This window comes from Stenotrophomonas sp. 2YAF26 (assembly GCF_052114625.1).
Taxonomy (GTDB): Bacteria; Pseudomonadota; Gammaproteobacteria; order Xanthomonadales; family Xanthomonadaceae; genus Stenotrophomonas; species Stenotrophomonas indicatrix.
Genome location: NZ_JBFRFC010000001.1, coordinates 264,709 through 277,823, shown reverse-complemented (window position 1 = coordinate 277,823; position 13,115 = coordinate 264,709). Strand labels below are relative to the sequence as shown.

15 protein-coding genes are annotated in these 13,115 nt (G+C 64.0%); 9 read left to right on the top strand and 6 right to left on the bottom strand.

The annotated features are described in order from the left end of the window. Window positions 1-147 precede the first annotated feature (147 nt). On the bottom strand, window positions 148-1,113 hold the full coding sequence (locus tag AB4Y98_RS01205; protein ID WP_442243567.1) for an AraC family transcriptional regulator: 966 nt from the start codon (window positions 1,111-1,113) through the stop codon (window positions 148-150). A 104-nt stretch (window positions 1,114-1,217) separates the two neighbouring features. On the opposite strand from AB4Y98_RS01205, the gene AB4Y98_RS01200 reads away from it, so the two are divergent. After that, window positions 1,218-2,462: an MFS transporter gene (locus AB4Y98_RS01200; protein ID WP_442243566.1), complete on the top strand. Its 1,245-nt coding sequence runs from the start codon at window positions 1,218-1,220 to the stop codon at window positions 2,460-2,462. 63 nt (window positions 2,463-2,525) lie between these two features. Beyond that, window positions 2,526-3,230: a thermonuclease family protein gene (locus AB4Y98_RS01195; RefSeq protein ID WP_442243565.1), complete on the top strand. Its 705-nt coding sequence runs from the start codon at window positions 2,526-2,528 to the stop codon at window positions 3,228-3,230. Window positions 3,231-3,234: 4 nt separating this feature from the next. On the opposite strand, the gene AB4Y98_RS01190 is transcribed toward AB4Y98_RS01195, so the two are convergent. The 4 genes from AB4Y98_RS01190 to AB4Y98_RS01175 all read right to left on the bottom strand — a co-directional run bounded on the left by AB4Y98_RS01190 (window position 3,235) and on the right by AB4Y98_RS01175 (window position 6,715). Continuing rightward, complete coding sequence (locus AB4Y98_RS01190; protein WP_442243564.1) at window positions 3,235-3,597, bottom strand: hypothetical protein; 363 nt, start codon at window positions 3,595-3,597, stop codon at window positions 3,235-3,237. 181 nt (window positions 3,598-3,778) lie between these two features. Continuing rightward, complete coding sequence (locus AB4Y98_RS01185; RefSeq protein ID WP_442243563.1) at window positions 3,779-4,777, bottom strand: NADP-dependent oxidoreductase; 999 nt, start codon at window positions 4,775-4,777, stop codon at window positions 3,779-3,781. Continuing rightward, on the bottom strand, window positions 4,774-5,556 hold the full coding sequence (locus tag AB4Y98_RS01180) for an SDR family NAD(P)-dependent oxidoreductase (RefSeq protein ID WP_442243562.1): 783 nt from the start codon (window positions 5,554-5,556) through the stop codon (window positions 4,774-4,776). The genes AB4Y98_RS01185 and AB4Y98_RS01180 overlap by 4 nt, the downstream gene beginning before the upstream one ends. 61 nt (window positions 5,557-5,617) lie before the next feature. Beyond that, window positions 5,618-6,715: an alkene reductase gene (locus AB4Y98_RS01175; RefSeq protein ID WP_229978848.1), complete on the bottom strand. Its 1,098-nt coding sequence runs from the start codon at window positions 6,713-6,715 to the stop codon at window positions 5,618-5,620. A 133-nt stretch (window positions 6,716-6,848) separates the two neighbouring features. Here AB4Y98_RS01175 and AB4Y98_RS01170 point away from each other — a divergent pair, with 133 nt between their 5' ends. Further along, window positions 6,849-7,430 (top strand): TetR/AcrR family transcriptional regulator, encoded by a 582-nt coding sequence (locus tag AB4Y98_RS01170; protein WP_229978847.1) that lies wholly within the window; start codon window positions 6,849-6,851, stop codon window positions 7,428-7,430. A 90-nt stretch (window positions 7,431-7,520) separates the two neighbouring features. Here the strand turns inward: AB4Y98_RS01170 and AB4Y98_RS01165 are convergent, their stop codons facing one another. Next, window positions 7,521-8,414 carry a LysR family transcriptional regulator gene (locus tag AB4Y98_RS01165; RefSeq protein WP_180167112.1) on the bottom strand — a complete coding sequence of 298 codons (894 nt, stop codon included), beginning with the start codon at window positions 8,412-8,414 and terminating at the stop codon, window positions 7,521-7,523. Window positions 8,415-8,523: 109 nt separating this feature from the next. Here AB4Y98_RS01165 and AB4Y98_RS01160 point away from each other — a divergent pair, with 109 nt between their 5' ends. The 6 genes from AB4Y98_RS01160 (at window position 8,524) to AB4Y98_RS01135 (ending at window position 13,102) form a co-directional block, all read left to right on the top strand. After that, window positions 8,524-9,582 carry an alpha/beta hydrolase gene (locus tag AB4Y98_RS01160; protein ID WP_442243561.1) on the top strand — a complete coding sequence of 353 codons (1,059 nt, stop codon included), beginning with the start codon at window positions 8,524-8,526 and terminating at the stop codon, window positions 9,580-9,582. After that, window positions 9,579-10,781, top strand: coding sequence for an MFS transporter (locus tag AB4Y98_RS01155; RefSeq protein WP_442243560.1), 1,203 nt, complete (start codon window positions 9,579-9,581; stop codon window positions 10,779-10,781). Before AB4Y98_RS01160 ends, AB4Y98_RS01155 begins: the two co-directional genes overlap by 4 nt. 5 nt (window positions 10,782-10,786) lie before the next feature. Further along, entirely contained in the window at window positions 10,787-11,272 is a 486-nt protein-coding gene (locus tag AB4Y98_RS01150) for a cyclophilin-like fold protein (RefSeq protein WP_442243559.1), read from the top strand. Between the two features lie 37 nt (window positions 11,273-11,309). Then, window positions 11,310-11,978, top strand: a complete 669-nt coding sequence (locus AB4Y98_RS01145) for a carboxymuconolactone decarboxylase family protein (RefSeq protein WP_442243558.1) — start codon at window positions 11,310-11,312, stop codon at window positions 11,976-11,978. A gap of 48 nt (window positions 11,979-12,026) precedes the next feature. Continuing rightward, window positions 12,027-12,404 carry a putative quinol monooxygenase gene (locus AB4Y98_RS01140; protein ID WP_442243557.1) on the top strand — a complete coding sequence of 126 codons (378 nt, stop codon included), beginning with the start codon at window positions 12,027-12,029 and terminating at the stop codon, window positions 12,402-12,404. Window positions 12,405-12,475: 71 nt separating this feature from the next. Next, window positions 12,476-13,102, top strand: a complete 627-nt coding sequence (locus tag AB4Y98_RS01135; RefSeq protein ID WP_312106675.1) for a TetR/AcrR family transcriptional regulator — start codon at window positions 12,476-12,478, stop codon at window positions 13,100-13,102. Window positions 13,103-13,115 lie beyond the last annotated feature (13 nt).

The window sequence follows — 13,115 nt, the reverse complement described above, 5'->3', positions numbered from 1 at the left end:
GGAGCTGCCAAAGACAATTGAACGCCGGTGACCTCACGGCACGCCCCATGGATGCAGCCGAGAGAGGTTGTTGATTCGACGGCAGCTCAGAAGATTAGGGATGTTCATCGCGGGTAGCGCTGATGTCCACTTCTGGCCGTGAGTGGACTATGGCGAGGCCAAGGGGCGCCCGCGCCGAGTCGCCCCAGGAGAGTGCCCCATGACGCGCTTGTAGGCGCGACTGAAGGCTGCCTGCGACGCGTAGCCGAGACGCTCTGCCACTACCTCGATGGAGAGGCTTTGGTGGGTCAGCCATTGACTCGCCAATTGCATTCGCAGCTCGGTCACGTACCGCAGGGGCGCGGTTCCAATAACGGTCTGGAACCGGTCTGCAAAGACAGAACGTGAGATGTTGGATTCTGCAGCCAACGCTTCGACGGTCCAGTCACGCCCAGGATCTTTGTGCAGGGCAAGCAACGACAGCGATAGACGAGGGTCGCGCATGGCCATGACCAAGCCGGATGCGCCGTCGCAACCGCGCTCGACCCAGTCGCGGACAATCATGGCGGCGACGGCATCCGCCAGTCGGGCGAGTATGCCTGCAAATCCAATACGTCCGGAGCACACCTCGCGCTTCATCGCGTCGACCATCGGCAACAGCCCGGGGAACTGAGTGCCGTTGCCATCGGCCAACATCACCGCCGGCATCACCTTGCTCAACCCTTGCATGCCACCCAGATCGAACACCATGCATCCGTGGAAAAGCACGGCGCTTGGCACGGCATGGGTGCTCGGGCACGTGTCTATCCCGCTCACCGTGTCACCCAGCGGGGCGGCGTCTATCGTTTCCAGGCACTGGACGGGATGGTCCTCGCCCGACAGCAACGCGTGTCCTTCTCCTCGGGGAAGAAGCACGACATCCCCGGCGGAGAGCAGGTGTTGGCTGCCGTCCTCGCCACGAAGAATCGCAGTGCCCACTGCCACGTAATGGAAGTAGGCATGCCCGGGCTTCGGGGTAAATCCAAGCCCAAAGGTCGGCCCGGTCTGAATGCGTCGGTATTGAACGCCATGCAGCCGCATGCCGGTCAGCAGCTCGCTGATCAGGTCGGAGGGCAGGTGTGGGGCGTGACTCATGGAGACGACTCGGGGTTTCGATCAAAAATACAGGCCGGACAATCATAGATCATCCTGCCATGCCTCCCTAGACTCTCGGCTGCACGAATGCACTGGGATCTTTGATGAGCAATAACGTAGTGGATACCGCGGTCGCGCCTGATTCTGTGACCCGGGATAGCGGGGAGCCGTCGTCATCGGCATGGGTGGCCGTGTTTTCGCTGGCCATGGGTGTCTTCGGGCTGCTCACGGCCGAATATCTGCCTGCCAGCCTGTTGACGCCAATGGCGGCGGACCTGGAGGTGTCGGAGGCGTTGGCGGGTCAAGCTGTGACGGTCACCGCGGTAGTGGCCCTGTTCGCCGGCCTGCTTGTGCCCCGGCTGACCCGTTCGATGGACAGGCGCTTGGTGCTGTTGAGTTTCACGGGTCTGATGATCCTCTCCAACGCCTTGGTCGCATTGTCGTCCAGCATGGGCGTCCTGCTGGTGATGCGCGTCCTTCTGGGCATCGCGCTGGGCGGTTTCTGGAGCATGGCAGCGGCCGTGGCCATGCGGTTGGTGCCGCCGCAGCGCGTGCCTCGCGCACTGTCCATCATCTTCAGCGGCATTGCGGTCGGCACGGTGGTGTCGGTTCCCTTGGGGAGCTACCTCGGTGGGCTGCTGGGCTGGCGCAGCGCCTTCTGGGCGGCGACGGCGGTAGGTGCACTCACGTTTGCGTTCCAGTGGTTCACGCTGCCCCGAATGGCCCCGCGCAAGGCTGCAGCCCCAGAGTCGGTGGTGGGACTCCTGCGCCGGCCAGGCGTTGCGGTCGGCATGTTGGGCTGCGTTCTGGCGCACACCGGTCAGTACTCGCTCTTCACCTATATCCGCCCGACGCTGGAGAGCCTGGGGCAGATGAGCGCCGATGGCCTGGCGCTGATTCTGCTCGGGTTCGGCGTGGCGAACTTTGTCGGCACACTACTGGCCGGCTGGCTCATGGAGCGCAGCTTGAAAGTCACGTTGGTGATCATGCCTGCCTTGGTTGGGGTAGCCGCGCTGGGCATGGTCCTGTTGCCGGTGGGCGTTGTCGGGCTGGCGATGCTGGTCGCGCTGTGGGGCCTGGCCTTCGGTGGCGTGCCGGTTGCGTGGTCGAGCTGGGTCGCGCGTGCGGTGCCTGACCAGGCCGAGAGTGCCGGCGGGATGGTGGTCGCCGCGGTGCAGTCCTCCATCGCGGCGGGGGCCGCCTTGGGCGGTCTGGTGTTCGGGCTGGGGGGCATTGTTGCTGTTCTCACCGTTGCAGCGGCGGTGATGCTGCTCGCCAGCCTGCTCATTGCGTTCCGTGTCAGGGTGAGCGCGGCGACGTTGTCGGCAGGTCCGGCGCTTCATATTTAGGCGACATCCGACCACTTCCGCTAGAGTGTCGCACCCCGTTTGAATTGGTGCTCGCACCCGAGCATGCGCTTAGAGGATGTCGTTGTTGTGTTGAAGGGTTTGGTGGTGTTGCTTCTGGTTTCTGCGTCGGTTCCTGGTGTGGCAGCAGAGCTGGTCGGCCGCGCGACGGTGACGGACGGGGACACCCTCACCGTGGCCAAGCAGCGCATCCGCCTCTGGGGCATCGATGCGCCGGAAAGCGCCCAGCAATGCACCGCCAAAGACGGACGTCCCTGGCCCTGTGGCCGGCGGTCCGCCGGCGTGCTGGACGCGTATCTGCTGGACAAGACCATTCGTTGCCAGCCCAAGGACACCGACCGCTACGGCAGGGTGGTGGCGGAGTGCTTTGTCCAAGGGACGTCGGTCAATCGGTGGATGGTGCGCTCCGGCTGGGCGGTCGCGTATCGCCAATACGCGACGGCATTCATCGCAGACGAAGCCGACGCGCGCCAGCATCAGCGGAACCTCTGGCAGGGGCCGTTCCAGATGCCAGCTGACTTTCGTCGCAGCAAGCGTGACCAGACGGTACGACAAGCCCCGGTGGCCGCGCAGCCGGCGCCGGGCGGATGCCGCATCAAGGGCAACATCTCCCGCCAGGGCAAGAAGATCTACCACGTGCCCGGCCAGCGGGACTACGAGCGCACCAGCATCGATCTGAGTCGCGGCGAGCGCATGTTCTGCAGCCCCGGGGATGCAATGCGAGCAGGGTGGCAGCCGGCGAGGCGCTGAGCTTTCAGACCCTGCCACGCAGGCGACGGCGCAGCGCCCCTGCCGCCGCCGCGACGACCATCGCAGGCAATGCCAGCACCAGTGCATATACCAGTCCGGCCAGCAACAACGGGCCAAAGCCCGAGACCACGGCCACCACCGGCACCTGCAGCACCATGAGCAACAGTCCCCAAAGCCACGCCCGCCGGGGAAAACAGGCGCCTAGAACGGCGGCGATGCCCAGTGCGATGGGATAGACGACGGTCCAGAATGCAGGCGCGTCCCAAGGCTCGCCACCTGGCGTCCGCCAGGCCACCAGTACCCAGAACACCACGCCGACCTTCAGCGTGACAGCCGTTGCTGCAAGAAGATGTCCCGTCGCCCGCATCGTTGTTCTCCTGCACGAACATGCAGGATGCCACGATCGCGTTTCTCTTCGCGGAAACCAACCAGCGTGCCGAGCTCATTGATGCGTTCGGCACGCTGTCTGGCAAGGGGTAGGAAGCGTTGCTCCTGAACGTACGGCGCAAGGCGAAGATGATATAGCGCGCGCCTGAGCTGCCCCGGCTTTACAGCTCCACCACCACTTTGCCCTTCGCCCGCCCGCTCTCCACATAAGCCAACGCGCCTTGGGTGTCCTGGAACGGAAACACCCGGTCAATGATCGGTGCGATCGCGCCGGATTCGACAAGCGATGTGATGGTGCTCAATTGCGCCCCATCGGCTCGCATGAAGACGAAGGTATACGTCACTCCCTTCTGCTTGGCCTTCCTGCGGATGCCACGGCTGAGCAGACGCATGACCTGCTTGAGCGGCCAGGCGAGCCCGCGCGTTGTCGCAAAGGCGGGCGTGGGCGGACCCGAAATGGAGATGAGATGTCCGCCCGGCTTGAGGATCTTCAGAGAGCGCTCCAGTTCATCCTTGCCCAGGCTGTTGAGCACCACATCGTAGTCGCGGAGTTCCGAGGCGAAATCTTGCCGCTTGTAATCGATGACGACATCCGCGCCCAGCTCCTTCACCCATGCGACATTGGCCGTGCTGGTCGTGGTCGCCACGAAGGCTCCCAGATGTTTGGCCAATTGGATGGCCACGGTGCCGACGCCGCCGGAGCCCGCCTGGATGAAGACCTTCTGTCCTGGCTTCAGCTGTGCGGTTTCCACAAGCGTCTGCCACGCGGTCAGTGCGACCAGCGGCAGCGAGGCGGCCTCCACCATGCTGAGGTTGCCGGGCTTTGGCGCCACAGAGCCCGCGTTGACCGCGATGAACTCGGCGAACGTGCCGATGCGATCATCGTCGGGACGTGCATATACCTCATCGCCCGGTTTGAACTGGGAAACGCCCGCGCCCACACGCTCCACCGTACCGGCCAGGTCGTTGCCCAGAATCAGCGGCAGGCGATACGGCAGGACCGCCTTGAACTCGCCACGCCGGATCTTCGTGTCCAGCGCGTTGACGCTGGCTGCGTGCACGCGGATGAGCACATCGCCGTCGCGCAGCGGTGGCGTTGGTACCTCACCGACGTGCCCCGTTTCCTTCTTGCCATACCGGTCAATGAGGAAGGCTTTCATGCGCGGTAACGCTCCGCAACCTGCGCCTGGCGGAGATCCGAGAGCAGGCCCTGGCGCGATGCCTCCAGCGTGTCCCAGCGTGCGGCCACATGCAGCGGCGGAATGGTCACGGTCTCGCGGCGATCAAAGCCGACCAGGGCTGCATCAACCAGTTCGCCAACGTCCATCACTTCGGGCAGCGTGTTGATGTCGATGCCGGCACGCTCCCAGATCTCGGTGCGGGTGGCCGCCGGCAGGACGGCCTGCACGTAGACGCCCTGGGGCGACAGTTCCAGGCTGAGACCCTGCGAGAGGAACAGCACGAAAGCCTTGGTCGCGCCGTAGACGGTCATGCCAAGCTCCGGTGCCAGGCCGACGACCGAGCCGATGTTGACGATCGCGCCTTCGCCGGCGGTGGCCAATCGCGGTGCAATGGCAGCGGCCAGGCGCGTCAGGGCGAGGGTGTTCAGTGTCACCAGTTGGTCGATGCTGTCGGCCGATTGCGCGGTGAAGCCACCGGACTGCGCGATGCCTGCGTTGTTGATCAGGATGCCGATACGGGCATCGTCACGCAGGCGGGCTTCCACGGCGGCCAGATCGCTGCGCTGGGTGAGGTCGGCCGGCAGGACGTCTACGGCGACCCCGGTGTCCTGGCGCAGGCGCGCGGCCAGTGTTTCCAGGCGCGTCTTGTCGCGCGCAACCAGCACCAGGTCGTGGCCGCGGCGTGCGAAGCGTTCGGCGTAAACGGTGCCGATGCCGCTGGAGGCGCCGGTGATGAGGACGGTGGGAAGCTGGCTCATGGTGTGTCTCGTGGAATTGGAAGGGGCGAACGGCGTGTGCAGCGCGGCGCTGTCGAACGGGTTACTGCGGCGCCGTATCGGTCAATGCGGGGTAGTCGGTGTAACCCTCCGCACCGCCGCCGTACAACGTCGCTGGATTCAACGCGTTCAACGGCGCGCCGGTTTTCAGGCGTTCGACCAGATCGGGATTGCTGATGAAGCCGCGGCCAAACGCGATCAGGTCTGCATTGCCAGCGGCAAGGCGTGCGTTGGCCAGTTCAAGGTCGTAGCCATTGTTGGCCAGGTAAGTGCCGGTGAAACGTCGGCGCAGGCTGTCAAAGTCGAACGGCGCTACGTCGCGCGGGCCGCCGGTAGCACCTTCCACCACGTGCAGGTACACGATGCCCAGTGCGCTGAGCTGATCGACGATGTAGTCGTACTGGGGCTGCGGGTCGCTGACGGTGGAAATCGCGTTGGCTGGAGAAACCGGCGAGATGCGCACACCGGTGCGATCGGCACCGATCTCCTCGGCCACGGCGGCGGTGACTTCCAGCAGCAGGCGTGCGCGGTTCTCGACCGAACCGCCGTACGCATCGGTGCGCTGGTTGGCGCCGTCCTTGATGAACTGTTCCAGCAGGTAGCCGTTCGCACCGTGGATTTCGACCCCATCGAAGCCGGCGGCGATGGCATTGGCGGCGGCCTGGCGGAAGTCGTTGACGATGGCCGGCAGTTCGTCGATCTCCAATGCGCGCGGCTCGGACACATCAACAAAGCCGTTGTGCACGAACGTCTTGGTCTGCGCACGGATGGCCGAGGCGGAGACGGGTGCGGCGTGGCCGGGCTGCAGATCCACGTGCGAGATGCGGCCCACGTGCCAGAGCTGCACGAAGATGTGCCCGCCACGTGCGTGTACGGCGTCGGTGACCTGGCGCCAGCCGTCGATCTGATCCTGCGTGTAGAGCCCGGGCGTGTCCTGGTAGCCCTGGGCCTGGGCCGAGATCTGGGTGGCCTCGGTGATGATCAGGCCGGCCGAGGCCCGTTGGGCGTAGTAGGTGGGCGCCAGCGGGCTGGGCACCAGGCCGGCATCGGCGCGGTTGCGCGTCAGCGGTGCCATCACGATACGGTTGGCCAGCGTCAGTGGGCCAAGGGGGTAGGGCTGGAACAATGTCGTGGTCGTCATCTGATGTGGGGCTGGTGGTCGTTGCCACAATGATGATGACCGTAATCCATGATGTCAATGGTTTGATGATGAACGTAATCCATATGTGCTAGACTGCCGTCCTTCCGCAGCACAGCCCCTGGGGCATCGGGTCATGAAGGTCACCAAGGCACAAGCGCAGGCCAACCGGGCGCACATTGTCGAAACCGCATCCACGCTCTTCAGGGAGCGGGGCTACGACGGTGTGGGCGTTGCAGACCTGATGGCGGCTGCAGGGTTTACCCACGGTGGCTTCTACAAGCATTTCGGCTCCAAGACCGACCTCATGGCCGAAGCCTCCATCTGCGGCCTGGCGCAATCTGCCGACGCTGCGGCGGGCATGGATCTGGCTGGATTTCTTGGCTACTACCTTTCCCGGGAGCATCGGGATGACCCAGGCCACGGCTGCACGATGGCCGCGTTGAGTGCAGACGCCGCGCGCCAGCCGGCAACGGTCAAGGCAGCCTTTGCCGCCGGCATTGAAGCCCAGATAGGGCGCCCTGCCGGCGAGGATGAGCCGATGGGCGAGCACGCCAGCCCGGAGGCGCGTGCGCGCCGGATAGCCCTGATGGCCATGGCCGTGGGCGCGGTGGTGCTGTCCAGGTCCTGTCCGGATGATTCGCCGCTGGCAGACGAAATCCTGGATGCGTGCCGGGCGGCTGTGATGGCGCGCCTGTCGGATGTGCCCGATCGCTGAGTCGCGCCTGCGCGCGTGCGTCTGGGCCGTCAGCCGGCGCGCGCGATGCAGGCCGCCGTGCTTCAGTCCGACCTGGCACCACCGCGGACCTTAAGCGTCCCGCTTCAGCCAGCCCACCAGCGCCGAAAATGCCGGCGAGGGCTGCCGGCGGTTCGGGTAGTACAGGTGATAGCCCGGAAAAGGCACGCACCATTTGTCGAGCACGGCAAGCAGCCGGCCCTCGGCAATGTGATCGGCCACCATCGGCTCAGGCACGTACGCCAGGCCCAGGCCGTCCAGGGCGGCATTGATCACGTGGATCATGCTGTTGAACACCAGTGGTCCGTCGCCGCGCACGGTGAACTCCTTGCCCTTCTCCTCGAACTCCCACGCATAGATCGCGCCATTCGGGCGATGCCGGATGTGCACGCAGCGATGTTGCGTGATATCGGCGGGCTTCCTTGGCTTGGCATGCTTCTGGAAGTAGTCGGGCGATCCCACCACCACCAGCCGCCAATCCGGCCCGACCCTGACCGCGATCATGTCCTTGCTGAGCGCCTCGCCCAGCCGGATGCCGGCGTCGAAGCGCTGTTCCACCACGTTGGTGAAGCCGTAATCGACGTAGAACTCCAGTGTGATGTCCGGATACTCGGCGAGGAATCCGGCAAGGCGAGGGCGGATGATGGTCTCCATTGAATCGTCCGTGCAGGAGATCCGCAGGGTTCCGGCCGGGCGATCGCGCAGATCCCCCAATGCCTCCACACTGGCGCCGATGGCCTCGAAGTGCGGTGCGATGGAGCGCATCAGGCGCTCGCCCGCCTCGGTCGGGGAGACGTTGCGCGTGGTCCGGGCCAGCAGCCGGATGCCCAGGCGCTCCTCCAGCAGCCGCATGGAGTGGCTGAGCGCCGAGGGTGTCACCCCCAGGCGAACAGCAGCCTTGGTGAAGCTCTGCTCCTGTGCCACCACCAGGAAGGCCTGCAGGTCGTTGGTCTTCACGCTGCTCATGGGTCAATTGTGAGCTCAACTCAGTAATGCATCAACTTTCAGCCGGCTTATCGCGGTAGCAGGCGCCGCCTATCGTGGCGACCTGAGTTCCCACTGAGGCCGTCCGCACATGAAACCCACCACGCTGCTGCTGGCACTCATTGCCAGCCATTTCGTTCCGCAGTCGGCCGTGGCCGCCGAGGCACCGGTCGCCGCAAGAACCGCCGGCGCCGACAATTTCTACAGAAGCGCCAGCGTAAAGGGCGAGCGCGTCAGCTTCCGCAACCAGTACCAGATGGAGGTGGTCGGAACGCTGTACCGGCCTCAGGGGCAGGTGCAGGGTGCCCGCGCGCCAGCCGTGGTAGTCGGTCATCCGATGGGCGCAGTGAAGGAGCAGAGTTCACAGTTGTACGCGCAGAAGCTGGCTGAGCAGGGCTTCGTTACGCTGGCGATCGATCTTTCCTTCTGGGGAGAGAGCGCCGGTACCCCGCGGCACCTGGTGTCGCCGGAAATCTATTCGGACGACGTCAGCGCGGCGGTTGACTTCCTGAGCACGCAGTCGTTCGTGGATCCGCAGCGGATTGGTGGCCTGGGTATCTGTGGCAGTGGCAGTTTCGTGATCAGCGCAGCCAAGATCGACCCGCGCATCAAGGCAATCGCTACGGTCAGCATGTATGACATGGGCGCCGCCGCGCGCCAAGGGCTGAACCACGCGCAATCGCTGGAGCAGCGCAGGCAGATGATCAAGGCTGCAACGGATCAGCGTCTGGTCGAGTTCAACGGTGGGCCGGCAGTCCATGTACCTGGCACCGTGAACAAGCTCGAGGCCGATACGTCCGAAGTGCAGCGCGAGTTCTTTGATTTCTACCGCACCTCGCGTGGCGCTTACACTGCCGAAGGCGAGCGCAGCGACTTGACCACCCAGCCGCTGTTCAGCAGCTTGGTCAAGTTCGTCAATTTCTACCCCTTCAACGATATCGAGACCATCTCGCCCAGACCGATGCTGTTCATCTCTGGCGACCACGCCCACTCGCGTGAGTTCAGCGAGGACGCGTACCGCAGGGCAGGGCAGCCGAAGGAGCGCTACTGGGTGAAGGATGCCGGTCATGTAGACCTGTATGACCGCACCGACCTGATTCCCTTCGCAAGGTTGGCGACGTTCTTCCAGCAAGGTCTCGCTGGGAAATGAGCAGCAACGACGCGACGGCCGACCGGGCCAACTGGGGCGGGGTGCTGGCAATGACGCTGTGCGTGTTCGCACTGATCGCCTCTGAATTCATGCCGGTGAGCCTGCTTACGCCCTTGGCGGCTGACCTTGGCGTGAGCGAAGGGCTGGCCGGGTATGGGATTGCCATCTCTGGTGCCTTCGCCGTGCTGACCAGCCTGTCGATCTCCCGCTTGGCCGGGAGCATCAACCGGAAGACAGTGCTGCTGACGCTCACCGCATTGATGGCGGTATCCGGCGTGGTGGTGGCATTGGCTCCCAGCTACCCGATCTACATGATGGGCCGGGCATTGATCGGCGTGGTGATCGGTGGCTTCTGGTCCTTGTCTGCGGCCACGGCCATGCGGCTGGTGCCAGCAGCGCAGGTGCCGCGAGCACTGGCGATCTTCAATGGCGGCAACGCGCTGGCAACGGTAGTGGCTGCCCCCTTGGGCAGCTACCTTGGCGGCGTGATCGGATGGCGTGGGGCATTCCTGTGCCTCCTGCCTGTGGCCGCCATCGCGCTGGCATGGCAGTGGCTGTGTCTTCCTTCCATGGCCGCGGAACGACGGCAATCCCGGGGCGGGGTACTGGCCCTGCTGCGGCGGCGGGTGGTGATGTTGGGAATGGCGGCGTGCGGCATCTTCTTCATGGGGCAGTTTGCCTTGTTCACCTATGTGCGCCCGTTCCTGGAAAAGGTCACGGGTGCAGGGGAATCCGCCGTTCCGCTGGTGCTGCTGGCCATTGGTGCAAGCGGCGTTGTGGGCACGCTCGCGATCGGGGCATTCATCAGGCGTGGTCTTTATCGCACACTGGTGGCCGTCCCGATCCTGATGGCGGTGATTGCCGCGGCGCTCGTGGCGCTGGGGCCTCAACTCTGGCCGACGGCCGTACTGTTTTCGGTATGGGGTCTGCTGGCCACGGCTGCGCCGGTGGGTTGGTGGAGCTGGCTGGCACGCACGTTCACCAACAATGCTGAAGCGGGCGGCGGGCTGATGGTAGCGGTGGTGCAGTGCTCGATCGCGCTGGGTTCCAGCCTTGGCGGCGTGCTGTTGGACAGTGTTGGTTTCGCCTGCACATTCCTGGCCAGTGCGGGCTTGCTGCTGTTCGCGGCATTGCTCGCCTATGTCACGGCCGCCGATGCTGCGTCCGCATCCGGCTCGGCGGTCGCCGTAGAGGCATGAGGCTGATGAGGCGCGCGACGAGGATCATTGGTCAGCTGCTTTCGCTTTGCCTTGCCTTCGCGGCGGTGTCCGCATGCTCTGCCGAGCAGAAGCATCACACCGTCGCGCCCATGAAAAACGCATCCAACCCGGAGGTGCCCTCAGTGAAGGTTCGACTGATCATCAACAACCAGACGTTGTCGGCCATGCTGGAGGACAGCGTTCCCGCACGCGAGTTCGCCGCCCAGTTGCCGATTACCCTTCAGCTTGAGGACTATGCTGCTACGGAGAAGATCGCGCAGCTCCCGCGCCGCCTCAGCATTGCCGGTGAACCTGACGGGATCACGCCACTGGCTGGCGATATCGCCTTCTACGCGCCGTGGGGGAACCTGGCGATCTTCCACAGGCCGTTCCGTTACTCGAAGGGTTTGGTGCGGTTGGGCCGCATCGAGGGGGACTTAAAGGCGCTTCGCGCGGAGGGACCGGTGGAAGCGCGGATCGAGTTCGAGTAGACGTCTGGCTACGTCCCCTGCACACGAAGGAGCAGCTATGAACAGCAACTACAGCCGGTTCTCTGTCACCGGGCTGAATGCCCACCAGCAAGCCATCATTCCAATCAGCGCCTGCGCAGCGGCGGGCAACATGAGTGCCCTTGATCAGGCGTTGAATCAAGCTCTGGACGCGGGCCTGAGCGTGGCAGAGGTGCGCGAGATCCTCGTGCAGGTCTATGCCTATGCAGGTTTCCCACGGAGCCTGAACGCGTTGAGCGAACTGATGAGGGTGGTGCAGGCGCGCAGGCAGCGGGGCATCCAGGATGAAGCTGGCCGCGAGCCGGGCAGGCCGATCCCCAAAGGAGACGCACTGCTCGCCGCAGGCACGGCCAATCAGACCAGGCTGGCTGGCGGCCCGGTCTCAGGGCCTTTGTTCGATTTCGCACCCCAGGCAAATGAGTACCTGCGTACGCATCTGTTTGGCGACATCTTCGAGCGCGACAACCTTGATTGGCAAATCCGCGAGTTGGCCACGGTCAGCATGCTGGCTGCAATGTCCGGGGTGGAGCCGCAGTTGCAGTCTCACATTGGCATCAGCATGAACATAGGGCTGCGCCCAGAGCAGCTGTACGCGCTGGCTGCTGTTCTCGAAGCGCGCTTCGGCCTGGAGGCCGCGGAACGTGTTCGTGTCGGTATTCAATGCCAGCTGGACGTTCGGCACGAATGATGTTCAGACGAGAGATTCCGTCGCATGGCGCACGCATTGGAGGATTGAATGAAAAAGATGATCATCGGAACGTTGATCAGCATGCTGGCAGGACCCTTCAGTGTTGGAGCGCAGGAGGCACAGATGACAAGGCTCTCGAAGATCACCGTCAATGCAGACCATCTGCCCGCCTATAGAGGCGCCTTGGCTGAGGAGGTTCGCGCTTCAATGGAGCTGGAGCCCGGCGTGCTGTCGTTGTATGCGGTCTTTGACAAGGAAGATCCGACCCGGCTGACAATCCTTGAAATCTATGCGAGCCGGCAGGCTTACGAACAGCATGTGAAGAGCTCGCATTTCCTCAAGTACAAAAACGGCACGCTGCACATGGTCAAGTCACTGGAACTGGTTGATGTTGATCCTCTTCTGCCGGAGCTGAAAATCAAATAATCGCCGGGTGGCGGGCGATACCCAAACGGTCACCATTTGCCGGCGTGACGGCGCGGCGCTACGCTTCCACGATGTCAACTTCGACCTCCGCAGCACTCGACGCCGGACGCGGCCCCGCCGAGCACGACGTGCGCACCCAGATCATCGAGGCTGCCACCGCGCATTTCAGCCACTACGGCTATGACAAGACGACGGTGTCCGACCTCGCCAAGGCCATCGGCTTCTCGAAGGCGTACGTCTACAAGTTCTTTTCCTCCAAGCAGGCCATTGGCGAGGTGATCTGCGCCAATTGCCTCAGTCAGATCGAAAGCGAGGTTCATCAGGCCCTGCAAGGCGTGCAAGCGCCTGCCGAGAGGCTGCGGTTGTTGTTCACCGTCATTGTGGAGGCCGGTCTTCGCCTGTTTCTGCAGGATCGGCGCCTGTATGAAATTGCCGTTGCGGCCGCGACGGATCAATGGCCTTCAGCGCAGGCGTATGAAGGGCGCATCAGGCAGCTTGTTGAAGACATCATCAAGGATGGACGCGCTTCCGGCGCATTTGAGTGCACGACGCCGCTCGAGGACACCAGCCGTGCGGTCTACCAGGTCCTGCTTCCTTATCTGAATCCGGTGACGCTGCCGCACCTGGCGCACCTGCACAAAGAAGCGCCAAGTGCCTTGCAGGAGTTGGTCCTCCGGAGCCTTGAGCCATGCCCGTAGTGACCATTGACTA